General features: G+C 65.4%; 19 protein-coding genes. 4 read left to right on the top strand and 15 right to left on the bottom strand.

All coding sequences use genetic code 11. From position 1 onward, the window contains the following. Positions 1–73: 73 nt before the first annotated feature. Entirely contained in the window at positions 74–1,369 is a 1,296-nt protein-coding gene (locus HTA01S_RS06700; protein ID WP_068168305.1) for an NAD(P)/FAD-dependent oxidoreductase, read from the top strand. A 46-nt stretch (positions 1,370–1,415) separates the two neighbouring features. Here HTA01S_RS06700 and HTA01S_RS06695 read toward each other — a convergent pair whose 3' ends face one another. The 4 genes from HTA01S_RS06695 to dusA form a co-directional block, all read right to left on the bottom strand. Beyond that, complete coding sequence (locus HTA01S_RS06695; RefSeq protein WP_084235912.1) at positions 1,416–2,984, bottom strand: SpoVR family protein; 1,569 nt, start codon at positions 2,982–2,984, stop codon at positions 1,416–1,418. Next, entirely contained in the window at positions 2,981–4,255 is a 1,275-nt protein-coding gene (locus HTA01S_RS06690; protein ID WP_068168302.1) for a YeaH/YhbH family protein, read from the bottom strand. Before HTA01S_RS06690 ends, HTA01S_RS06695 begins: the two co-directional genes overlap by 4 nt. Before the next feature lie 44 nt (positions 4,256–4,299). Beyond that, positions 4,300–6,222, bottom strand: coding sequence for a PrkA family serine protein kinase (locus HTA01S_RS06685; protein ID WP_068168298.1), 1,923 nt, complete (start codon positions 6,220–6,222; stop codon positions 4,300–4,302). Between the two features lie 177 nt (positions 6,223–6,399). Further along, positions 6,400–7,443 carry a tRNA dihydrouridine(20/20a) synthase DusA gene (gene dusA, locus HTA01S_RS06680; RefSeq protein ID WP_068168293.1) on the bottom strand — a complete coding sequence of 348 codons (1,044 nt, stop codon included), beginning with the start codon at positions 7,441–7,443 and terminating at the stop codon, positions 6,400–6,402. A 126-nt stretch (positions 7,444–7,569) separates the two neighbouring features. Between dusA and HTA01S_RS06675 the strand changes: the two genes are divergently transcribed. Next, positions 7,570–8,709, top strand: coding sequence for a helix-turn-helix transcriptional regulator (locus HTA01S_RS06675; RefSeq protein WP_068168290.1), 1,140 nt, complete (start codon positions 7,570–7,572; stop codon positions 8,707–8,709). Between the two features lie 342 nt (positions 8,710–9,051). Beyond that, complete coding sequence (locus HTA01S_RS24595; protein ID WP_084235911.1) at positions 9,052–10,533, top strand: YadA family autotransporter adhesin; 1,482 nt, start codon at positions 9,052–9,054, stop codon at positions 10,531–10,533. 61 nt (positions 10,534–10,594) lie between these two features. On the opposite strand, the gene phbB is transcribed toward HTA01S_RS24595, so the two are convergent. The 3 genes from phbB to phaC all read right to left on the bottom strand — a co-directional run bounded on the left by phbB (position 10,595) and on the right by phaC (position 14,634). Beyond that, positions 10,595–11,332 (bottom strand): acetoacetyl-CoA reductase, encoded by a 738-nt coding sequence (gene phbB, locus HTA01S_RS06665; protein WP_068168286.1) that lies wholly within the window; start codon positions 11,330–11,332, stop codon positions 10,595–10,597. 149 nt (positions 11,333–11,481) lie between these two features. Continuing rightward, entirely contained in the window at positions 11,482–12,660 is a 1,179-nt protein-coding gene (locus HTA01S_RS06660) for an acetyl-CoA C-acetyltransferase (protein ID WP_068168283.1), read from the bottom strand. Between the two features lie 135 nt (positions 12,661–12,795). Continuing rightward, positions 12,796–14,634 (bottom strand): class I poly(R)-hydroxyalkanoic acid synthase, encoded by a 1,839-nt coding sequence (gene phaC / locus HTA01S_RS06655; RefSeq protein ID WP_068168280.1) that lies wholly within the window; start codon positions 14,632–14,634, stop codon positions 12,796–12,798. A gap of 135 nt (positions 14,635–14,769) precedes the next feature. On the opposite strand from phaC, the gene HTA01S_RS06650 reads away from it, so the two are divergent. Beyond that, the gene (locus HTA01S_RS06650) at positions 14,770–15,075 is read left to right on the top strand and encodes a hypothetical protein (protein ID WP_068168277.1); all 306 of its coding nucleotides are present in this window, start codon (positions 14,770–14,772) and stop codon (positions 15,073–15,075) included. Here the strand turns inward: HTA01S_RS06650 and pgeF are convergent. The 8 genes from pgeF to acsA all read right to left on the bottom strand — a co-directional run bounded on the left by pgeF (position 14,995) and on the right by acsA (position 22,496). Next, on the bottom strand, positions 14,995–15,828 hold the full coding sequence (gene pgeF / locus HTA01S_RS06645; protein ID WP_068168273.1) for a peptidoglycan editing factor PgeF: 834 nt from the start codon (positions 15,826–15,828) through the stop codon (positions 14,995–14,997). The genes HTA01S_RS06650 and pgeF overlap by 81 nt on opposite strands. Then, positions 15,828–16,469, bottom strand: coding sequence for a maleylacetoacetate isomerase (gene maiA / locus HTA01S_RS06640; protein ID WP_068168270.1), 642 nt, complete (start codon positions 16,467–16,469; stop codon positions 15,828–15,830). The genes pgeF and maiA overlap by 1 nt, the downstream gene beginning before the upstream one ends. An 87-nt stretch (positions 16,470–16,556) precedes the next feature. Then, positions 16,557–16,937: a hypothetical protein gene (locus tag HTA01S_RS06635; protein ID WP_068168267.1), complete on the bottom strand. Its 381-nt coding sequence runs from the start codon at positions 16,935–16,937 to the stop codon at positions 16,557–16,559. A gap of 263 nt (positions 16,938–17,200) precedes the next feature. After that, the gene (locus HTA01S_RS06630) at positions 17,201–17,437 is read right to left on the bottom strand and encodes an acyl carrier protein (protein ID WP_068168265.1); all 237 of its coding nucleotides are present in this window, start codon (positions 17,435–17,437) and stop codon (positions 17,201–17,203) included. An 18-nt stretch (positions 17,438–17,455) separates the two neighbouring features. Continuing rightward, on the bottom strand, positions 17,456–18,679 hold the full coding sequence (locus tag HTA01S_RS06625) for a dihydrolipoamide acetyltransferase family protein (RefSeq protein ID WP_068168263.1): 1,224 nt from the start codon (positions 18,677–18,679) through the stop codon (positions 17,456–17,458). Between the two features lie 6 nt (positions 18,680–18,685). Continuing rightward, the gene (locus tag HTA01S_RS06620) at positions 18,686–19,678 is read right to left on the bottom strand and encodes an alpha-ketoacid dehydrogenase subunit beta (RefSeq protein ID WP_068168260.1); all 993 of its coding nucleotides are present in this window, start codon (positions 19,676–19,678) and stop codon (positions 18,686–18,688) included. Between the two features lie 46 nt (positions 19,679–19,724). Further along, complete coding sequence (gene pdhA / locus HTA01S_RS06615) at positions 19,725–20,723, bottom strand: pyruvate dehydrogenase (acetyl-transferring) E1 component subunit alpha (RefSeq protein ID WP_068168257.1); 999 nt, start codon at positions 20,721–20,723, stop codon at positions 19,725–19,727. 9 nt (positions 20,724–20,732) lie between these two features. Further along, positions 20,733–22,496 (bottom strand): acetate--CoA ligase, encoded by a 1,764-nt coding sequence (gene acsA, locus HTA01S_RS06610; RefSeq protein ID WP_068168254.1) that lies wholly within the window; start codon positions 22,494–22,496, stop codon positions 20,733–20,735. Between the last annotated feature and the right edge of the window lie 15 nt (positions 22,497–22,511).

Here is a 22,511-nt window from a genome sequence, read left to right as displayed (position 1 = left end):
GCATGTGCGCGCAATATAAGCACTTGCGAATTTAGTAATTCTTCCCCTCACCCATTCCGACGGAGATACTTCCATGGCTCGAATCGTCATTCTCGGCGCCGGTCTCGGCGGCATGCCCATGGCCTATGAAATGAAGGCACTGGCCCGCCCCGGCGACACGGTCACGGTGATCAGCGAAGCGCCAAAATTCCACTTCGTGCCCTCCAACCCCTGGGTCGCCGTGAACTGGCGCACCCGCAAGGACATCGAAGTCGACATCGCCCCGGCGCTGGCGAAAAAGGGCATTGAATCCATCATCCAGCGCGCCAAACGCGTCCACCCGGACGCCAACCAGATCGAAATGGAGGACGGCTCCCGGGTGGAGTACGACTACCTCGTCATCGCCACCGGCCCCAAGCTCGCGTTTGACGAGGTCGAAGGCCTGGGCCCGTATGGCGGCCACACGCAGTCGATCTGCCACGTGAGCCATGCCGAGGCCACCAAGACGGCCTGGGACGAATTCGTGAAGGCGCCCGGCCCGATCGTGGTCGGGGCCGTGCAAGGTGCCTCGTGCTTTGGCCCGGCCTACGAGTTCGCGATGATCATGGACACGGACCTGCGCAAGCGCAAGATCCGCGACAAGGTGCCCATGACCTTCGTGACCTCCGAGCCCTACATCGGCCACCTGGGCCTGGGCGGCGTGGGCGATTCCAAGGGCATGCTCGAATCGGCCATGCGCCAGCGCCACATCAAGTGGATCTGCAACGCCAAGACCACCAAGATCGAGGCCGGCCAGATGCACGTGACCGAGCATGACGACCAGGGCAGACCCGTCAAGGACCACGTGCTGCCCTTCAAGCACTCCATGATGCTGCCCGCCTTCAAGGGGGTGGATGCGGTGTTCGGCATCGAGGGTCTGACCAACCCTCGCGGCTTCATCACCATCGACGAGCACCAACGCAACGCCAAATTCAAGAACATCTTCAGCGTGGGTGTGTGCGTGGCGATTCCACCGGTGGAAGTGACGCCGATTCCCTGCGGCACGCCCAAGACCGGCTACATGATCGAGTCCATGGTCACGGCCACGGCGCACAACATCCGCGAACTGCTCGACGGCAAGGAGCCCACGCACCACGCCACCTGGAACACGGTCTGCCTGGCCGACTTCGGCGACACCGGTGCGGCCTTCGTGGCGCTGCCGCAGATCCCGCCGCGCAACGTGAGCTGGTTCAGCGAAGGCAAGTGGGTGCACCTGGCCAAGGTGGCGTTCGAAAAGTACTTCATGCGCAAGATGCAGAAGGGCACGTCCGAGCCCATCTACGAAAAGCTCATCATGGACTTCATCGGCATCACCAAGCTCAAGGAAAAGCAGGCCAAACAGGGCCAGTGATCCGCCCGCCTCGCTGGCCCGTCGGGCCAGCAGCGGGGTGGCAGCGTCATGGGCGAGCGGGCTCCACCTCCCAGTGCTGCACCACCTTGCCATGGCGGTCCACGCTTTCGAGACGCACGGTAAAGCCCCACAGGCGCCCCACATGCTTGAGCACCTCCAGCGCATCGTCACTGAGCGGGCGGTCCTGCTGGCGCGTGTGCCGCAGGGTCAGGGAGCGGTCGCCACGGACATTGACGTTCCAGACCTGGATGTTGGGCTCGCGCTCGTTCAGGTCGTGCTGGCGCGCCAGGGCCTCGCGCACGCGCCGGTAGCCAGCCTCGTCATGGATCGCGGCCACCTCCAGCTCGGGTTGCTGCGCATCATCAACGATGGCGAACAGACGCATCTCGCGCATCAGCCGCGGCGAGAGGAACTGCCCGATGAAACTCTCGTCGCGGTAGTGCCGCATCGCATGGTCCAGCGTGGCCTTCCAGTCTGAGCCCGCGATGTCGGGAAACCACTGCCGATCCTCATCGGTCGGGTTCTCGCAGATGCGCCGGAGGTCGCTGAACATGGCAAAACCCAGTGCATACGGGTTGATACCGCTGTAGGCCCGGTGACCCACCGGCCATTGGTGGACCACATTGGTGTGCGAGCGCAGAAACTCGATCATGAAGCCGTCGCACAGCAGGCCCTCGTCGTACAGTGTGTTGAGCAAGGTGTAGTGCCAGAACGTGGCCCAGCCCTCATTCATGACCTGGGTCTGGCGCTGCGGATAGAAATACTGCGCCACCTTGCGCACGATGCGCACCACCTCGCGCTGCCAGGGTTCCAGCAACGGCGCGTGTTTTTCGATGAAGTACAGCAGGTTCTCTTCGGGCTCGGCGGGAAAACGCCGGCTGGACTTTTCCTCCGGCTTGTCGGCGGCCCGGGGCAAAGTGCGCCAGAGATCGTTCACCTGTTGCTGCAGATAGGCTTCGCGGTCCTTGCGGCGCGCTTCCTCCTCGGCCAGGGAAGGTTTCTGAGAACGCCGGTAGCGGTCCACCCCCTGGCTCATCAACGCGTGGCAGGCGTCAAGCAGTTGCTCCACCGCCTCGATGCCGTGCAGTTCCTCGCACTCGTTGATGTAGTTGCGCGCGTAGACCAGGTAATCGACGATGGACGAGGCGTCCGTCCACATGCGGAACAGGTAGTTGCCCTTGAAGAACGAGTTGTGGCCATAACAGGCGTGCGCCATCACCAGCGCCTGCATGGTCAGAGTGTTCTCCTCCATGAGGTAGGCGATACAGGGATCGGAGTTGATCACGATCTCGTAGGCCAGCCCCATCTGGCCGCGCCGGTAGTTTTTCTCGGTCGCGATGAACTGCTTGCCAAACGACCAGTGCCGGTAGTTCACCGGCATGCCGATCGAGGCGTAGGCGTCGATCATCTGCTCGGCGGTGATCACCTCCAGTTGCACCGGGTAGGTGTCCAGGCCATATTCGCCGGCGACTCGGGCGATCTGCGCGTGGTAGCGCTCGATCAGCTCGAAGGTCCAGTCCGACGGACAAGGCAGCGGCTCGCGCTTGCGCGGCGGGCCCACCACCACAGGCGCCACGTCCTCCCGGGGCGGTTCAACATCGGTACCGTGGGTCATGACGTACCTGCCTTCCTGAACAGTTCCCGGAACACCGGGTAGATGTCGGCCGCGTCGGTGATCTTGCGCATCGCGAAGTTCGGCTCGGTCTCCCGCACCCGTGCGTATTCCTCCCAGAGGTTCTGCTCGTCCCCGGCCACCTGCACATAGGCAAAGTAGCGCGACAGCGGGAGCAGCTTCTGCTGCAGCAGTTCGCTGCAGCGGGCCGAATCCTTGTACCAGTTCTCGCCGTCGGAGGCCTGGGCGCCGTAGATGTTCCAGTCGCCCGGCGGGTAGCGCGCCAGGATGATCTCGTGCATCAGCGTGAGGGCGCTGGACACCACGGTGCCACCGCTCTCCGTGGCCTGAAAAAACTCGGGCTCGCTCACCTCGGCCGCCTGCGTGTGGTGGCGAATGAAGACCACGTCGGTCCGCTCGTAGTGCCGCATGAGAAACAGGTAGAGCAGGATGAAGAAGCGTTTGGCGATGTCCTTGCGCTCTTCGTCCATCGAACCGGACACGTCCATCAGGCAGAACATCACGGCCTTGGCCGTGGGCTGCGGGATGCGCACGCGGTTGCGAAAGCGCAGGTCCAGCGGGTCCAGGAACGGGATCTGGCGCACCCGACGACGCAGCGCCTCGACCCGTTCCTTGAGCGCGCGCACGCTGCCCAACGGCGTGTTCGCCTCACTGCGCTCGGCCAGCGCCAGCTCGGCCTCGAGCTCGCGCAGCAGGCGCCGCAGCTCGGCCCCCATGGCGATGCGCCGGCCCAGCGCGGTGCGCATCGAGCGCACCACATGCAGGCTAGCGGGATTGCCCGCCGAGACGAAGCCCGCGCGCTGCGACTTCCATTCGGGCGCGTCGGGCAGCAGCTGCGTGCGCACCAGGCGTGGCAAGGCTAGGTCGTCGAAAAACACCTGCATGAACTCTTCGCGCGTGAGGCGGAACACGAAATCGTCCTCACCCACCCCGTCTTCGCTGCCCTGGTTGCCCCGGCCACCCCCGCCACCACTGGGCGGGCGGCCGATGTGATCGCCGCGCACATAGTCGCGGTTGCCCGGGTGCACCGACTCGCGCACGCCCCCTTGCCCATGGCCAAACACCGGCTCGGAGACATCGCGGCGCGGCAGCGTGATGTCTTCGCCCTGCTCGATGTCGCGGATGCTGCGACCGGACACGGCCTTCTTCACCGCGTCACGGATCTGCTCGCGGTAGCGGCGCAGGAAGCGCTCGCGGTTGCCGATGGACTTGTTCTTGCCCGCGAGCCGACGGTCGACGATTTGCTGCAGCATGGTGGCCTGCTTTCAGCGGATGAAGGGCCAGGACGCCTGTGCGCTCAGGAGCTCTTGCGCACGCGCAGGTACCAGTCGCAAAGCAGGCGCACCTGGCGTGTGGTGTAGCCCTTGTCGACCATGCGGTTCACGAAGTCTTCGTGCTTCTTCTGTTCGTCCACACTGGCCTTGGCGTTGAAGGAGATCACCGGCAACAGGTCCTCGGTGTTGGAGAACATCTTCTTCTCGATCACCGCGCGCAGCTTCTCGTAGCTGGTCCACAGCGGGTTCTTGCCCGCGTTGTTGGCGCGCGCGCGCAGCACGAAATTGACGATCTCGTTGCGGAAGTCCTTGGGGTTGCTGATGCCGGCGGGCTTTTCGATCTTCTCCAGTTCGGCGTTGAGCGAAGAGCGGTCGAAGATCTCGCCGGTGTCGGTGTCGCGGTACTCCTGGTCCTGGATCCAGAAGTCGGCGTAGGTCACGTAGCGGTCGAAGATGTTCTGGCCGTACTCGGAGTACGACTCCAGGTAGGCGGTCTGGATCTCCTTGCCGATGAACTCGGCGTAGCGCACCGCCAGCGTCTCCTTGATGAAGGCCAGGTATTTCTGTTCGGTCTCGGCCGGAAACTGCTCACGCTCGATCTGCTGCTCCAGCACATACATCAGGTGCACCGGATTGGCCGCCACCTCGGTGCTGTCGAAGTTGAACACCCGCGACAGGATCTTGAACGCGAAGCGCGTGGAGATGCCGCTCATGCCTTCGTCCACCCCCGCGTAGTCGCGGTACTCCTGATAGCTCTTCGCCTTGGGATCGGTGTCCTTGAGGTTCTCGCCGTCGTACACTAGGAGTTTGCTGAAGATGCTGGAGTTCTCCGGCTCCTTCAGGCGCGTGTACACGGCGAACTGCGCCAGCATCTTGAGCGTGCCAGGAGCGCACACGGCCTTGGACAGCGACGAGTTGCGGATCAACTTCTCGTAGATCTTGATCTCTTCCGACACACGCAGGCAATACGGCACCTTCACGATGTAGATGCGGTCCAGGAAGGCTTCGTTGTTCTTGTTGTTGCGAAACGCCTTCCACTCACTCTCGTTGGAGTGCGCCATCACGATGCCGTCGAACGGGATCGCGCCAAAGCCTTCGGTACCCTTGAAGTTGCCTTCCTGGGTCGCGGTGAGCAGTGGGTGCAGCACCTTGATCGGCGCCTTGAACATTTCCACGAACTCCAGCAGGCCCTGGTTGGCCAGGCACAGCCCCCCCGAGTAGCTGTAGGCATCGGGGTCGTCCTGCGCGAAGGTTTCGAGCTTGCGGATGTCGATCTTGCCCACCAGCGACGAAATGTCCTGGTTGTTCTCGTCGCCGGGCTCGGTCTTGGCGATGGCGCATTGCTTGAGCACCGAAGGGAAACGCCGGACCACACGGAAGCGCCGGATATCCCCCCCATACTCTTCGAGCCGCTTGACGGCCCAGGGCGACATGACTCGCTCCAGGTATCGCGGCGCGATGCCGTACTGCGACTGGAGCACCTGCCCGTCTTCGATGGCGTTGAACAGGCCCAGCGGAGACTCATTGACCGGGGAGTCCTTCAGCGCGTAGAACGGAACCTGCTGCATGAGCTGCTTGAGCCGCTCGGCGATGGAAGACTTGCCCCCGCCCACCGGCCCCAGCAGGTAAAGAATCTGTTTCTTTTCCTCCAGCCCCTGCGCTGCATGGCGGAAGTAGGACACCACCTGCTCGATCGGTTCTTCCAGGCCGTAGAAATCCCGGAAGGCCGGGTAGATCTTGATGACCTTGTTGCCGAAGATGCGCGAGAGGCGCTGGTCGTGCCGGGTGTCCAGCAGCTCCGGCTCGCCGATCGCCACGAGCATGCGCTCGGCCGCCGTGGCATAGACGAGTGGATCGTTCTTGCAAGCCTCGAGGTATTCCTCGATCGAGAGCTCGTCTTCACGCGTCTGCTCGTAGCGTGACAGGAAATGACGGACAACATCCATACGACCTCCTATTGAAGCGGTCGCTATCGATGCATCACCGACGTCAAGGCCCGCTCCCCACCGACGTCGGTGCCAGTCGGAATTCTTATCCGCCCGACCCGGGTCTGCTCCATCCGAAACTGGCGCGCTGGACAGACCGTGTGCGTGTGACGATGGTAGCGCTCAAAAGTTCATGCGTCACGCGCGTAAACACTCATCCATGTGCACAGGTTCACTTTCGACCGTGACATGTGCCTGCGCCATGGCCCAGACTTCGCGCGCTGGCAGGGGTTTGAGCCGGTGGTCGCTCCACACCTGGCGCCACTTGCGGGCCCCGTGCAGGCCGTGGCGCAAGCCCAGCATGTGGCTGGCAATGGAATACCAGGGTGCGCCGTCGTGCGCCGCGGCACGCTCCATGTAGTCCACCATGGCCAGCTCGACCGCCTCACGCGTCAAGCCCGGCCCGTCGGAAGCCTCGCCATAAAACCGGGCGTCCCATTCGGTCATCACCCAAGGGTTGTGATAAGCCTCACGACCGATCATCACGCCGTCGAGCTGCCTCAGGTGGCTGGCGATCTGCTCGTTGGTGGTGATGCCCCCGTTGACCGCGATGGTCAGGTGCGGAAAGTCACGCTTGAGCTGAACCACAAGTTCGTAGCGCAGCGGGGGGATCTCGCGGTTCTCTTTGGGCGACAGGCCCTGAAGCCAGGCATTGCGCGCGTGCACGAGGAACACACGGCAACCCGCGTCGGCCACGGTGCCCACAAAATCACGAACGAAGTCGTAGCTTTCGATCCGGTCGATGCCGATGCGGTGTTTCACCGTCACGGGAATGTCCACCGCGTCCACCATGGCCTTGACACCATCGGCCACCAGCGCCGCGTCGGCCATCAGGCAGGCGCCAAAAGCGCCGCGCAACACACGCTCGCTGGGGCAGCCGCAGTTGAGGTTGATCTCGTCGTAACCGCGCTCCTCCCCCAGCTTCGCGCACCGCGCCAAGTCGGCCGGCTCGCTGCCGCCCAGCTGCAGCGCCACCGGGTGTTCCTCTTCGTTGAAATCCAGATGCTGCGCGGCGTTGCCGTGGATCAGCGCGCCTGTCGTCACCATCTCGGTGTAGAGCAAGGTTTTACGGGTCAGCAGCCGATGAAAGTAACGGCAATGGCGATCTGTCCACCCCATCATGGGGGCGACGGACAGGCGCCAACGATCGGCGTCGAGGAGGTGTTGTGGAAGGCGGGACATCGGAAGGCATTATCCCTTTTCGCTTCTTCCAAGGTTGCGGCCAGGCCTTCAGCGGCCACGGTGACTTTTTTCACGATAATGACCCACGTCCCATGCTCCATCTGATGCACCTTTCGAGGCTGACCAATGAACTACGAATTCAGTCCCGAAGTGCTTTCAGACACCATCGGTTCCATCTATGACTGTGCGGTTGACCCCGGGCAATGGGACACGGCACTGCAGATGATTCGTGACCGCATGGGGTTGTCGTTCGTACAGGTGCTTCATCAAGACTACCGGGACCAGGCACCGGGCCAGCCACCGTTGCAACGCGCCATTCGCACCGCCTGGGATGACCACTGGATCGGTCTTCTGCCGACCTTGATGCACAAGGTACCCAAGATCGAAGTCTGGATGGATGCCGAGATTGACACGCCCATCAGCCAGATGCAGCTCTTGGAAGAAGCTGACTTCAGGGAAAGCGAGTTCTGCCGGACCTGGGTCGAGCCTCAAGGCTTGCGAGACACCTGCAACGCACCCATCCTCAGGCGCGATGGACAGGTCGCGTGGCTCGTGGCGGTCAGCCCGCAGGGCAGGAAGCTTTTCGATGAGCATGATCGGCGACTGCTGGGCATGCTGACACCCCATGTGCGCCGTGCATTCCTGATCTCTGACCTGGCCGCAGAAAAGAACCGGCAGCTTCAGCTGTACCGGGACATGCTCGACGGGGTTGGCACCGCTGTCTTCTTGTTGGGACCCGATGCGCGCTTGATGTACCACAACGCAGCGGCAGAAATGGTGCTGACGCAAACCAGTTGCCTGGACGTTCGCGATGGACGCATCTATCCGCAATCCCGAGAGCGGCAGGCTGCATTCGCAGAGGCCGTGGCCCGCGCCTGTACCACCGACGAGCTCTCGTTGGGTTATTGGGGCAATGGCATGCCCCTGCCCGGCAAGGCGAACGAGGCGGCCGTCGCGTATCTCCTTCCCTTGACGACCTCGGAGTACCGCCATGCGCTCGGGCCAGGTCTGGCGGCACTGTTCGTCACCACGGCAGCCTCCTCGCAGCCCCCCTCGATCGAGGTGCTTTCCGCCCTCAGCGGCCTGACCACCGCAGAGTCCCGGATCGCGCTGGCCATCGCTGATGGCGAAGCCACCGAGTCCATTGCAAGCCGCCTGGAGATTTCCATCCATACGCTGCGCAAGCATTTGTCGAACACTTTCGACAAAACCGGTCAATCCACCCAGGTGGCCCTGGGTGCGTACGTGAACCGACTGCGGTTTTAGCCTGCGGCGGCGACAGAGCAAGGGTCCACCCACCGCAGCGCGCCCGATGCGCTGTTCGCTCCGCCCCGCTCCCGCGCTGTGTGCCACTGGTGCCTCACGGCACTGCGCGTTTTACTGCTCCAACACTTGTTTGTTGATCGACCCATCGGCTTGGCCATCTGCCCGCGCCGTGCAATAGCGGGCGGCTGAGCCACGGGTTCGTGGTGGCGCCCAGTGGCAATAGGTCACGGATTCGGGTTCGTTTTTCCCAAAAATCAACGCCAACTAATTGATTTGAGTGATGTGCCATCGGGGCGAGATTCGTAATCTCACCTCACCGATGGATGCATTGCAAAGGCGCTCATGAACGCCGGACATGCATGGGCCATCGGGCCAACCAACCCGAGCAACCCCATGGAGTTCGACATGAACCCCTTTTTGAATCCCGTAATCACCATGATCACCCAACAAAAAATGAACGCATTGATTGACCAACCCGGCTCCGCACTCGCCGCGGCTCTCCCGGATGCCGCACCCAACAGCCGCTTGCCAAATGGGGCGCGCCAGGTCTTTCTCTCCACCCTCACCTGTGGACTGCTTTCACTGCTGGCTGCGCCCGCGCAAGCTCAGACTGTTTGTGCGATGGACGGCGCCGCTACCGCCGCAGCCATCGGAAACAACAGCTTCGCATGCGGACCCGATGCCGAAGCGAATGGCGTAGAAAGCACTTCGATCGGTACCGGCGCTGGTTTGGGCTCCGTGGGTGCCTACAACTCAGCATTCGGTTCACTAGCTGGCCAACACGTCACCGGGCATGCGAATTCCGCGTCGGGCACACAGGCCGGACAGGTCGTGGAAGGCAACTACAACTCGGCCATGGGCACCCAAACAGGCCAACACGTGACCGGCGACGGTAACTCTGCATTGGGACCCAGTGCAGGCAACTTCGTGAACGGCGACCACAACACCGCCAGCGGCGCGGGAGCCGGATCTCATGTCTCCGGTGACGTCAACTCCGCCAGCGGCGCGGATGCGGGCACGTGGGTCACGGGATCAGGCAACTCCGCCACTGGCATGTCCTCAGGCGGATCGGTGACCGGCGACTACAACACCGCCACCGGAGCGTATGCCGGTGTTGCCGTCACGGGCCACGGAAACACCGCGAATGGAACAGTATCCGGTCGAAATGTCACCGGCGACCGCAACACCGCCATGGGACTCAATGCCGGCTCAGGTATCACCGCCAACGACACCGTCAGCATAGGCACAAACGCACAAGCACAGGCCGACAACAGCGTGGCCCTGGGTTCGGGTTCGATCGCCACACAGGCCAACACCGTTTCAGTGGGCTCGGCGGGCAACGAGCGTCGCATCACGAATGTGGCAGCGGGCGTGGATGGCACCGATGCCGTCAACGTGGATCAGCTCAACGGTATCAGCGCAGACACTCTTCATCGCGCACAGCGGTATGCCGATGCGGGTGACGCTCGCACGCTTCGGCAAGCCAAGAACTACACCGATGTGCGGGAGCAGGCCGTGCGCCAGTACGCTGACGAAGGCGACGCCCGCACGCTGGACAGCGCCAACCAGCACACGGACATTCGGGTAGGCGCCCTTCAAAAAGAGGCCTTCGCCGGCATTGCCCAGGCGGCAGCCATGGTGCCCATGGCCCCCGCTGGGGACGGGGAGACCACGGTGAATGTGGGGGTGGCTGCCTATGGTGGGCAGACGGCAGTGGGCCTGTCGTTCGCACGCCAGGTCGGCAACACCACCTTCAACGGTGGTCTGGGTGCAGGGTCAGGCAAGCGCCATCTGGTGCGCGTGGGGGCTGGCTGGCGGTTCTGACCGGCCGCACCCATGAAAAAAGCCCCGTCGAGCGGGGCTTTTTCTGTTCACAAACGCTTGTTCAGCCCATGTGCAATCCACCGTTGACCGAGAAGTCAGCGCCGGTGGCGTAACCGCCCTCCTCGCTGGCCAGCCAGGCAATGATGGACGCGATTTCGCTGGGCTTGCCCAGGCGCTTGACGGGCACCGTGGCCACGATCTTTTCCAAGACGTCGGGGCGGATGGCGTTGACCATGTCGGTGCCGATGTAGCCCGGGCTCACGGTGTTGACCGTCACGCCCTTGGTGGCCAGTTCCTGCGCCAGGGCCATGGAGAACCCGTGCATGCCGGCCTTGGCGGCCGAATAGTTGGTCTGGCCGGCCTGGCCTTTTTCGCCGTTGACCGACGAGATGTTGATGATGCGGCCCCAGCCTTTTTCCACCATGTCGGGCACGACCTGCTTGGTCACGTTGAACATGGAGTTCAGGTTGGTTTCGATCACGGCCGACCAGTCCTCGCGCGACATCTTCAGGAACATGCGGTCCTTGGTGATGCCGGCGTTGTTGACCAGCACGTCGATGCTGCCGTGCTCGGCCTTGGTCTTGGTGAAGGCTTCCACCGTGGAGTCCCAGTCACCCACGTTGCCCACCGACGCGTAGAAGGTGTAGCCCAGGGCTTTCTGTTCGTCCAGCCATTTGGTGAAGTCGCGCGTGGGGCCGCAACCAGCGATGACCTTGAAGCCCTCCTTGTGCAAGCGTTGGCAGATGGCGGTACCAATGCCGCCCATGCCGCCAGTGACGTACGCTACTTTTTGACTCATGTTGTGTGCTCCTCTAGGTGTTGCCGAATGGCATTAAAAAAATGATCTGAAAACGCGGTGTCTTCACCCAGGATGCGGTGGAACCGGCTTTGCCGGGCCACTCGCATCGCCCCCTGGGGGGTGACGCCGCAGGCGGTGCGGGGGGGTACTTACCTCTCCACCGCCAGGGACACGCCCATGCCGCCGCCAATGCACAGCGCGGCCAGACCCTTCTTGGCGCCGCGGCGCTGCATCTCGTGCAGCAGCGTCACCAGGATGCGGCAACCCGATGCACCGATGGGGTGGCCGATGGCGATCGCGCCGCCGTTGACGTTGACCTTGGCCGGGTCGATGTCCAGCGCCATGTTGACGGCGCACGCCTGGGCGGCAAAGGCTTCGTTGAGTTCGAACACATCCACGTCGGATGCCTTCCAGCCCGCGCGGGCCAGGGCCTTCTGCGAGGCGGGCACCGGGCCCATGCCCATGAGGGCCGGGTCCAGACCGCTGGTACCGAAGGCGGCAATGCGCGCCAGCGGCGTGAGGCCCAGGGCGGCGGCTTTCTTGGCGGTCATCACCATCACGGCGGCTGCGCCGTCGTTGATGCCCGAGGCGTTGCCGGCGGTCACCGAGCCGGACTTGTCAAAGGCGGGGCGCAGACCGGCCAGCACTTCGGCCGTGGTCTTGGCGTTGATGAACTCGTCGCTGTTGAACAGCACCGGGTCGCCCTTGCGCTGCGGAATGCTCACGCCGACGATTTCGTCCTTGAACTTGCCCGCGGCTTGCGCGGCGGCGGCTTTCTGCTGGCTACCGGCGGCCAGCGCGTCCTGCATCTCGCGGGTGATGCCCTGGGCCTTGGCCACGTTCTCGGCGGTGATGCCCATGTGGTACTGGTTGTACACGTCCCACAGGCCGTCGACGATCATGGTGTCGGTCATTTTCCAGTCGCCCATGCGCTGGCCGTCGCGGCTACCATTGAGCACGTGCGGGCTGGCGCTCATGTTTTCCTGGCCACCAGCGATCACGATCTCGCTGTCGCCCCAGGCCACGGCCTGCGCGGCCAGCATCACGGCCTTGAGACCCGAGCCGCAGACGGCGTTGATGGTCAGGGCCGGGGTTTCTTTGGCCACACCGGCCTTCATCATGGCCTGGCGGGCCGGGTTCTGGCCACAGCCTGCCGCCAGCACCTGGCCCATGATCACTTCACCCACCGCGTCCACCGGCAGACCGGTGCGGGCCAGCAGTTCCTTGATGACGATGCTGCCCAGCTCGGTGGCGGGGGTCTTGGCGAGCGAGCCGCCGAACTTGCCCACGGCGGTGCGGGCGGCTGAAACGATGACGATGTCTTCCATAAGAGTCTCCTAGTGCGAAAAAAACAAATCCTGTCCGGCGCGATGTGTCTCAGCCGGGAACCCGGCGGAACCGGCTTTGCCGGACCGCATCGGGTTGCCCCCTGAAGGGAGTAGCGCGCAGCGCTGCGGGGGTGATCACGCTTTCTTTTTGACGTAGCGGCCCGGCGCCGGTTCGATGGCGGCGTAGGTCTCGCCCCGACCATAGGTCTTGGGCGCAGCAATTTGCTTGCCAGCCTGCGGCTTGAGCCACGCGGCCCAGTCACCCCACCAACTGCCGGGGTGCTCCGTGGCGCTGGCGATCCAGTCATTGACATCGGCCGGAAACTTGCCCGCCGGGCCGGTCCAGTGGCTGCGCTTGTTCTTGCTCGCCGGGTTGATCACGCCGGCGATGTGGCCCGAGGCCCCCATCACGAAGCGCTTCTTGCCGGGAAACACCTGCGTGCTGGCATAGGCGCCACCGATGGGCACGATGTGGTCTTCGCGCGAGCCATAGATGTAGACCGGCAGCTTGACCTTACCCAGGTCGATCTTCTCGCCGCAGACCGTGGCCTTGCCGGGTTTGACCAGGTTGTTTTCCAGGTACATCTGGCGCAGGTACCAGGCGTAGTACGGGCCGGGCAGGTTCGTGCTGTCGGAGTTCCAGTACAGCAGGTCGAACGGCGGCGGCGTTTCGCCCTTGAGGTAGTTGCCCACCACGTAGTTCCACACCAGATCGTTGGGGCGCAGGAAGCTGAAGGTGGTGGCCAGATCGCGCCCGGACATGAGGCCGCCCTGGGCAAACTGCATCTCGCGCATCTTCACGAAGGGCTCGTCGATGAACACGTCGAGGATGCCGGTGTCGGTGAAGTCGATCAGCGTGGTGAGAAAGGTGGCGCAGTTCACCGGCTCTTCACCGCGCGCGGCCAGCACGGCCAGTGCTGTGCCCAGCATGGTGCCGCCGACGCAGAAACCCAGCGCGTTGATGGTTTCGGCACCGGTGATGTCCTGCGTGACGCCGATGGCCTTGATCACCGCGTCCTCGATGTAGTCGTCCCAGGTCTTGTGCGACAGGGACTCGTCCGGGTTACGCCAGCTCACCACGAAGGTTCGGTTGCCCTGTTCCACGCAGTAGCGGATCAGCGAGTTCTCGGGTTGCAGGTCGAGGATGTAGAACTTGTTGATGCAAGGCGGCACCAGCAGGAACGGCCGCTCGTACACCTTGGCCGTGAGCGGCTTGTATTCGATCAGCTGGAACAGTTCGTTCTCGAACACCACCGCGCCTTCGGTGGTGGCCACGTTCTTGCCCACCTCGAACACGCTCTCGTCCGTCATGGACACATGGCCCTGCTTCATGTCGTGCAGCAGGTTGGCCATGCCCTTGGCGATGCTCTCACCCTGGGTCTCCAGCGCCTTCTTCTGCGCCTCGGCGTTGAAGGCCAGGAAGTTGCTCGGCGCGCTGGCGTCGATCCACTGCTGCACCGCGAAACGCACGCGCGTGCGGGTCTTGGCGTCGCCTTGCACCGCGTCGGCCAGGGCCATCAGGGTGCGGGCGTTGAGCAAATAGGCGGCGGCCGCGAAGGCTGCCACGGGATTGCTGCTCCAGGCCTCGGAGGCAAAACGGCGGTCGCCCACCGGCTTGGCGTCCAGGCCCTGGTTCCACAGACCGGCGACGTCCTTGAGGTAGCTGGCCTGGATCTCCATCAGCTTGGCCGGATCGAAGCTGACCTTCTGACCGGCAGCCTGGTTGAACAGGTCGTTCATGCCCGCAAGCCCGCCACCCGAGCCCGGCATGGCCATGCCAAAGGGGTTGGCCGCGCCGCTTTGCGGCATGAAGGCCTTGAAAGCGGCAAACGGGTCGGCCGCGGCCTCAGGGGCCTGCTGCGTGGCCGCGCCAGGAAAGGCCTGAGCCGCCTGCGTCCATTGAGAGATGAGGTTTTGCTGGAACTGCTGCGCAGCCTCCAGCCAAGGGGGTTGGGCGTTGTTCCCGGATGTCATGCAGGTCTCCAATGGTCCAATGGTTTTGGCAGCGGTTTATTATCGAATCCCTTGGGGGAATTTCCGGGTTTTCCCCAATATTTGTCAGGCTGCTTTCTGCAGATTGACAAACCCTCCCGGGCTGCAAGGCGTGTTGTGTATCTGGTGGTCATTGGTTGGATCTACGTGGTGCTCATGATGGCGGTGGCCGAAGCCTCCAACACGACGGGCACCGTCCTCGGGGCCATTGTGACCTTCTTTCTTTACGGTTTGCTGCCGGTGGCATTGGTGGTTTACCTGATGCGCACCCCGCAACGCCGCAAGGAACTGAAGGCGCGCGAAGCGGCCGAAGACGCGCTCCGCCAGCAAGCGCTGGGGCCCTCATCCTCGCCAGATGCAGGCAGCCATGCGCCCGGTGCTGCCCAGACGGACAGCGTCGCGGCGGTGCGAAAAGAAACGTAAGGACTGTGTCACGGTGCACCAGGCGGGGGTGCCGTCGTTGCCGTGGATGCGGGTGATGCCCATGGCCTGCAGCCGCAGCCGGGCCAGCGCCGACAGGTTCGCCAGGTACTTCCCGCCACCCGCCGGGTGCAGCACAAAAGCATGCTGGGCCGCTGGATCGCTCTGCACGAAAGCGGCTCTCACCTCGGGCCCCACCTCGAACGCTTCGGGCCCGATGCACGGCCCCAGCCAGACGAGCAGGTCGGCGGTCACACGGCCCCGATCGGCCGACGGATCCATCTGCTGAACCGCCCGTACAAAGGCAGCGACCGTGGTCTCCAGCACGCCCTGCCCCGTGGGTTTCGCATCCACGCCGGCCAGGCCGCGCCAGCCCGCATGTGCCGCCGCCACCACCGTGCCGGCGCTGTTCGTGAACAGCACCGGCAGGCAGTCCGCGACCATGATGGTGCAGGCCACGCCGCTGCGGGTGCTCAGGCAGGCATCGGCCACCGTGCCGTCGGGCGTGCCCGCGTCGAGCACCTCCACGGTGGTCCCGTGCACCTGCTGAAGAAACACGGGGCGGGCCGCGATGCGCTCGCCCAGCCGCGCGCGGTTGGCCGCCACGCGGTCGGGCGCGTCGCGCACATGGTCGCCGAGGTTGAAGCTGTCAAACGGTGGCGCGGACACGCCGCCCGAGCGGGTGGTGAACAAGGCGCGCACCCCCGGCGGCGCTGGCCATTCGGGAACGATCCCGTCTTCTGCGCGCAGGGGCATCAGGCCTCGTTGTCCGGGCAGGCCGAGGGTTGCGCCTGCTGGAACGCGGGCAGGGCCATGCAGGCGTCGAACGCGGCCATGGTGCGGGGCAGGCCGTCGAGCGGTGTGTCGAAGCGCCGGGCGTTGAAGATCTGCGGCACCAGGCAGCAGTCGGCCAGCGTGGGCGTGTCGCCAAAACAGAACGTGGATGTCGGACCCAGCGCCAGCTGTCGCTCGAAGGCCTCCAGCCCGGTACGCACCCAGTGCCGGTACCAGGTGTTCTTGGCCTGCTCGTCCACCTTGAGCTCATGGCTCAGGTACTTGAGCACCCGCAGGTTGTTCACGGGATGGATCTCGCAGGCGATCACCTGCGCCAGCGCGCGCACGCGGGCCCGGGCGATGGGGTCCGCCGGCACCAGCGCGGGCACGGGGTGCACCTCGTCGAGGTATTCGATGATCGCCATCGACTGCGACAGGCGCGTGCCGTCGTCCAGCTCCAGCACCGGCACCAGGCCTTCGACAGCGATGTCGCCGAACGCGGGCCGCTTGTGTTCGCCCTTGGCCAGGTGCACCGGCACGTATTCGTAAGCCAGCCCCTTGAGCGCGAGCGCGATGCGCACACGGAACGAGGCCGAGGATCGGAAGTAGTTGTAGAGCTTCATGGCCGCCAAGGATAAACGGGTTGGCCGGCCCTGTCCCGGCACACCAAACCACCCTTTTTCAGAGTGGGTTGGTGTTCTTCCCGGGACTTAGCGCGCCGGAACAATGACCAGCGTGTCGCCCTGCGTGGTCGCGCCCCGGGCACCGGTGGTTCCCGTGCTGCCGGTGGCACCCGTGGCACCGGTATAGCCGGTCGCCCCGGTGCTGCCCGTGGCCCCGGTGTAGCCGGTCGCCCCCGTGTCGCCTGTGGCACCGGTGGCGCCAGCGCCGCCCGTGGCACCGGTGTAGCCGGTGGTTCCCTTGGCACCGGTGGCGCCCGTGCCACCGGTATCGCCTGTGGCGCCGGTATAACCCGTTGCGCCGGTGGCGCCTGTTGCGCCGGTGGCGCCGGTCGGGCCCGCTGGCAGCGAGAAGCAGGCGGTCAATGCCAGAGTGGTCGCGGCAACGGCGATGAGTTTGATGGAGTGCATGATGGTTCCTTGGTCGCTTACAAGGACCGCCCCCACATGAAGAGAGGCCCTGCAGAGTTGATCAGCTTCTGGCACGGACTTTGAGCGTCGGCAGATCAGGCCATCGCGGGGTTTGAGCGGATGTGCGGCGTGTGAGCCTGTGCATCCGTCTCGACGCAGCTTAGGCAGGCAAGGCGGTGCTGTCGGTACGCTGGCGCGCATAGCCCCTTCGTCCAGGAACCATCCCCCGGCTTTGCGCGAAGCCAGGCCCAGGCGCGCAGGGCCTACTTCGCCAGGTAGGCCACCAGCCCCCGCAGGGTGAAGAGCCGGGGATAGTCGGCCTCAGGTATGGCGACGCCACTGCCCTGGCTCAGGCCGATGATGAAGTTGAGGAAGTCCATCGAGTCGAGGTCCAGCGCTTCGCGCAGGTCTTCGCCGTCACCCACGCCGGACAGGTCGGCTTCGGGTGCGATGCCGGCCAGCACATCGGCGGCGAGCTGTCGAATGTCAGAGGCGTTCATGGTGGTCTCGATGCCTTTTCAAAGGTCTTGGGGTGATTGCAGGGCCCGCTCAATGGCCGCCAGCAGCCGGCCCCCCAGGTGCCCGTCGCTGGCGCGGTGGTCCGCGGCGAGCGTGACGTTCACCACCGGGCGCACTTGCACCTGGCCATCCACCACCCAGGGAAGCTGCACCACACGGCCGAAACCGACGATGGCGACCTGCGGCGGGTAGATCACGCCCAGCACACTTTGCGCGCCACGCTCGCCCAGGCTGGTGACGGTGATGGTCGGGTCGGTCAGCTCGGAACTGCGCAGGCGGCCGGTGCGGGCGCGCTGCACCAGGTCGCTCAGGGCCGCCATCAGTTCGCCCAAGGAGGCCCGATCGGCGTCGTGGATGGCGGGTGCCACCAGCCCCCCGCCGCGCAGGGCAATCGCCCAGCCGACGTGAATGCCCGACGCGGCCCGGAAGGCGCCGTTTTCGTAGAAGCCGTTGAGCTGGGGCACCTCGCACAGGGCCCGTGCCGTGGCCTTGAGCAGCAGCACCGCGCCCAGCAGGCGCTGCTCGGGCGCCCGCTCGCGGTTCCATGCCTCCAGCCAGTCCCTGGCCGCCGTGAAGTCGATGCTGTCGCTGAGGTAGTAGTGCGGAATCTCGCGCTTGGAGCGGCTCATGGCGGCCGCGATGGCCTGGCGCATCTGGGCGGCGTCAAAGCCACCGGCGCGCGGGTGCGGCGCAGCCGCCGCGGTGGCGGCCCGATCCGGCGCAGGCTTCGCCTGTGCCGCGGCACGATCCACGTCCCGAAGCGAAACCATGCCGCCCACCCCACTGCCAGGCAAGGCATCGGGGTTCAGACCCAGCGCCCGCGCGCGCTGCCGCGCCGCCGGGCTGACCCGCACGCGCACCGGCGGCCCGACCTGCGGGGGGGGCGGTACCGGCATCACGGACACCGGGAGGGCACGCGGCCCGCCCGGTTCGACCATGGGCGCCCCGACTCCGCGCCGCTCCGGTGCCGGTGCATCGGGCACACCCTCACCCTGTGGCCTCACCTGCGCCAGCACCGCGCCCACCGGCATCTCCTGATCCAGCGCCGCCAGTTGATCGATCACGCCGTCGAGGAAGATCTCCACGTCGATCGCGCCCTTGTGGGTTTCCACCACGGCCACGACGTCGCCCGGCTTCACGCGGTCACCCGGCTTTACCAGCCACTGGACCACCTTGCCCGTTTCCATGTCGGCGCCCAGCGAGGGCATGAGGAATTCGGCCACGCTGCGCTACCCCGGGTTCACCAGACCGCGCGCCGCCGCCACGATATCGCCCACCTGGGGCAGCGACGCCTCTTCCATCTGCGCCGCATAGGGCACCGGCACCTCGCGGCCGCAGACGCGGCGCACCGGGGCATCAAGCTCGTGCAGCGCGTCTTCGGCCAGCCGGGCGGAGATCTCCGCCGAGATCGAGCCGCTCTTCCAGCCCTCGTCCACGATCACGCAGCGGTGCGTGCGGGCCACGGACTCGATGACCGTGGCGGTGTCCAGCGGACGCAGCACGCGCAGGTCGATCACGTCGGCGCTGATGCCCTCGACCGCCAGCGCGTCGGCCGCGGCCAGGCATTTCGGCAGGCTGTTGCCGTAGGTGACCAGGCTCACGTCCGAGCCGGCGCGGCGCCGTCGGGCATGCTCGATGTCCACCGCCGTGACCGCAGGGTCGATGTCGTCCTCGGCGTTGTAGAGCACGACGTGCTCGAACAGCAGCACCGGGTTGGGGTCGGCCAGCGCCGCCGCCAGCATGTGGCGGGCGTCTTCCACCGTGGCGGGGGCCAGGACCCGGAGGCCCGGTATGTGGGCATACCAGCCCTCCAGGCTGTGCGAGTGCTGGGCCGCCAACTGCCGGCCGCCGCCCGTGGCCATGCGGATGACCACGGGCACGGCAAACTGCCCGCCCGACATGTGCGACAGGGTGGCCGCGTTGTTCATGATCTGGTCCAGCGCGAGCATGCTGAAGTTGCAGGTCATGATCTCCACGATGGGCCGCAGACCGGTGAGTGCCGCGCCAATGCCCGCGCCCACGAAGCCGTTCTCCGCCAGGGGCGTGTCGCGAATGCGGTCGGGGCCGAACTCCTCCAGCAGGCCCTTGGTCACCGCATAACAACCACCGTACTTGCCCACGTCCTCGCCCATCACGAAACTGCGGGGGTCCGACAGCAGGGCCTCGCGGATCGCCTGCCGGCAGGCTTCGCGGTAGGTCATCTTCATGGGGGACGTGTTCATCGCACCTCCTGCCGAGTCGCCACCCCAGGGATGCAAGCGCGGTGGGTCATGTCGCCTGCTCCTGCACGACGCTGTCCATCAGGACGAAGCGCTCCAGCTCGGCCACCGGCTCCAGCGTGCCCGCCTCGGCAAACGCCACGGCGTCGTCGATCTCGGCCGCGATGCCCGCGTCGATCCCCGTGGCCTCATCGGGGCTCAGCAGGTGGTTGTCCACCATCCAGCGGCGCAGGCGCTCGATCGGATCGCGGCGCTTCCAGTCCTCGACTTCCTCGCGCGTGCGGTAGGCCTGGGTATCGAACATCGAGTGCGCGCGAAAACGGTAGGTGCGGCATTCCAGGAAGAAGGGCCCCTGGCCGGCACGGACGTGATCCACCGCCCGCCGGGCGGCCGCGGCCATCTGCACCGGCTCCATGGCGTCGACCTGCGCACTGGCCATGCGGTAGGCCTCGGCCTTGCGGAACACATCGGTCTGCGACTCCGCGTCCTTCAGGGGCACGCCCATGGCATACAGGTTGTTCTCGCAGACGAACAGCACCGGCAGTTGCCAGAGGGCGGCCAGGTTCATGCTTTCGTGAAACGCCCCCTCGGCCACCGCACCTTCGCCGAAGAAGCAGGCGGTGACCGCGCCGGGGCGCAGTTGTTTGTCCGCCATGGCGATGCCCACGGACAGTGGCAGGCTGCCGCCCACGATGGCGTTGCCGCCGAAGAACCGCCGCTGGCGGTCGAAGATGTGCATGGAGCCGCCTCGCCCGCGGCAACAGCCTTCGAGCTTGCCCAGCATTTCGGCCATCAGTGCCCGCATGGGCACGCCACGCGCGAGCGCCTGGCCATGTTCACGGTAGGTGGCCACCACCGCGTCGCGCGCCTCCAGCGCGGCCATCACGCCCACCGCCACCGGCTCCTCGCCGTCGTACAGGTGCAGGAAGCCCCGGATCTTCTGCGCCTGGTAGAGCTCGACGCACTTGGCCTCGAAGCGGCGGATGCGCAGCATCTCCCGGTACAGGTGGTGCAGGTGCGCGCGGTCCAGATGGAGCTTGTCGGTCATGTCGTGGCCTCACTTCTTTTCATCGCTTTCCAGCGTGGACAGATCGCCCTCGGGCAGGCCCAGCTCGCGCGCCTTGAGCAGGCGGCGCATGATCTTGCCGCTGCGGGTCTTGGGCAGGTTGTCGCGGAAGTCGATCTGCTTGGGCGCCACCGCCGCCCCCAGGCGCTTGCGGGCATGGCCCAGCAGTTCGCGCCGCAGCGCTTCGCTCGCCTCGTGGCCCGGTTTGAGCGCCACGAAGGCCTTCACCACCTCGCCCGCCATCGGGTCGGGAATGCCGATGACCCCGGCCTCGGCCACGGCCGGATGTTCCATCAAGGCGCTCTCCACCTCGAAGGGCCCGATCAGGTGGCCGGACGACTTGATGACGTCGTCGGCGCGGCCAACGAACCAGTAATAGCCTTCGGCGTCCCGGCGCACCAGATCGCCCGTGAGGTACCAGCCGTCCACGAAACACTTGCGGTAGCGCTCGTCCTCGTGCAGGTAGCCGCGCATCATGGACGGCCAGGGTGCGCGCAGCGCCAGTTCGCCATCCACATCGGGCGCCGTGATGGCTTCGACGTGACCGCTGCCGGTCCGGCGCACGACCGCGGCAACGATGCCCGGCAAGGGCTTGCCCATGGAGCCGGGCCGGATGTCCATCGCCAGATAGTTCGACACCATGATGCCGCCCGTTTCGGTCTGCCACCAGTTGTCGTGGAACGGGAGGCCAAACGCCTCCAGCCCCCAGACCACGGCCTCCGGATTGAGCGGCTCACCCACACTGGCCATGAAGCGCAACGCCGACAGATCGACCCCCTTTAATGCCTCGGCGCCGAGCTTCATCATCATGCGGATGGCGGTGGGCGCGGTGTACCAGATGCTCACGCGCTCGCGCTCGAGCACGCCGTACCAGGTCTGGGCGTCGAACTCGGCCTCCACCACCACATTGGTCACACCGCAGACCAGCGGCGCGATGATGCCGTAGCTCGTTCCCGTGACCCAGCCCGGGTCCGCCGTGCACCAGAACACGTCGTCGTCGTGCAGATCGAGCGCGTAGCGCCCGGTGACCATGTGCGCGAGCACCGCGGCATGCACATGCACCGCCCCCTTGGGCCGGCCGGTGGTGCCGCTGGTGAAATGCAGCAGCGCCATGGACTCGGGATCGGTCGGGGCGATGGTGTAGGTGGTGGAGGCGGGAGACACCAGCGCCCCCCACGGATGCACCCCGCCCTCGTCCGAGGGCACCGCGCCCGCCACGATCACATGCCGCAGGCCGGGCAGGCGCTCGCGCAGATCCTGCACCTTGCGCTGGTACAGCTCTGGCGTCGTGACCAGCACCCGCGCATCGCCCATTTCGGCCCGTGTGGCGATGGGCTCGGGTCCGAACGCCGAAAACAGCGGCGTCACGACACAACGCGCCTTGAGCGCACCCAGCAGCGCCACATACAGCTCGGGCAGGCGCCCCATCAGGATGAACACGCGTTCGCCGGGTCGCACCCCCAGGTGTTCGAGCGCATGGGCGAACTGGTTGGTGGCCCGCGCCAGGTCCAGGTAGCTGAACTCTCGCCGCTCACCGCTCTTGCCCAGCCAGCGGATCGCGGTCTTGTGGCCCCGGCCGTGCAGCACATGGCGGTCCACCGCCTCGTGGGCGATGTTCAGCCCGGCACCACCGGGCAGGCCATCAAGCTGCCGCTCGGCCTCCTGCCAGCTGAACCCTGCGACCGTGGCGTCGTAGTCGGACAGGTTGGGCTTTGACGCCGGAACCACGGTTTTGTGAATGGGCGCATGCACCATGAATGGTCTCCTGGT

It is taken from the genome of Hydrogenophaga taeniospiralis CCUG 15921, assembly GCF_001592305.1.
Classification (GTDB): Bacteria; Pseudomonadota; Gammaproteobacteria; order Burkholderiales; family Burkholderiaceae_C; genus Hydrogenophaga; species Hydrogenophaga taeniospiralis.
This window is presented reverse-complemented; position numbering and strand designations above follow the sequence as displayed.

Coding starts and splice junctions, on each gene's coding strand:
- HTA01S_RS06690 (WP_068168302.1), bottom strand. CDS start 4,255: ATGCTGCAGCAAATCGTCGACCGTCGGCTCGCGGGCAAGAACAAGTCC.
- HTA01S_RS06630 (WP_068168265.1), bottom strand. CDS start 17,437: ATGAACGCCTCTGACATTCGACAGCTCGCCGCCGATGTGCTGGCCGGC.
- pgeF (WP_068168273.1), bottom strand. CDS start 15,828: ATGCCCCTGCGCGCAGAAGACGGGATCGTTCCCGAATGGCCAGCGCCG.
- HTA01S_RS06620 (WP_068168260.1), bottom strand. CDS start 19,678: ATGAACACGTCCCCCATGAAGATGACCTACCGCGAAGCCTGCCGGCAG.
- HTA01S_RS06695 (WP_084235912.1), bottom strand. CDS start 2,984: ATGACCCACGGTACCGATGTTGAACCGCCCCGGGAGGACGTGGCGCCT.
- HTA01S_RS06660 (WP_068168283.1), bottom strand. CDS start 12,660: ATGGAAGACATCGTCATCGTTTCAGCCGCCCGCACCGCCGTGGGCAAG.
- HTA01S_RS06675 (WP_068168290.1), top strand. CDS start 7,570: ATGAACTACGAATTCAGTCCCGAAGTGCTTTCAGACACCATCGGTTCC.
- phbB (WP_068168286.1), bottom strand. CDS start 11,332: ATGAGTCAAAAAGTAGCGTACGTCACTGGCGGCATGGGCGGCATTGGT.
- acsA (WP_068168254.1), bottom strand. CDS start 22,496: ATGGTGCATGCGCCCATTCACAAAACCGTGGTTCCGGCGTCAAAGCCC.
- HTA01S_RS06685 (WP_068168298.1), bottom strand. CDS start 6,222: ATGGATGTTGTCCGTCATTTCCTGTCACGCTACGAGCAGACGCGTGAA.
- pdhA (WP_068168257.1), bottom strand. CDS start 20,723: ATGACCGACAAGCTCCATCTGGACCGCGCGCACCTGCACCACCTGTAC.
- HTA01S_RS06635 (WP_068168267.1), bottom strand. CDS start 16,937: ATGCACTCCATCAAACTCATCGCCGTTGCCGCGACCACTCTGGCATTG.
- maiA (WP_068168270.1), bottom strand. CDS start 16,469: ATGAAGCTCTACAACTACTTCCGATCCTCGGCCTCGTTCCGTGTGCGC.
- HTA01S_RS06700 (WP_068168305.1), top strand. CDS start 74: ATGGCTCGAATCGTCATTCTCGGCGCCGGTCTCGGCGGCATGCCCATG.
- HTA01S_RS24595 (WP_084235911.1), top strand. CDS start 9,052: ATGAACGCCGGACATGCATGGGCCATCGGGCCAACCAACCCGAGCAAC.
- phaC (WP_068168280.1), bottom strand. CDS start 14,634: ATGACATCCGGGAACAACGCCCAACCCCCTTGGCTGGAGGCTGCGCAG.
- dusA (WP_068168293.1), bottom strand. CDS start 7,443: ATGTCCCGCCTTCCACAACACCTCCTCGACGCCGATCGTTGGCGCCTG.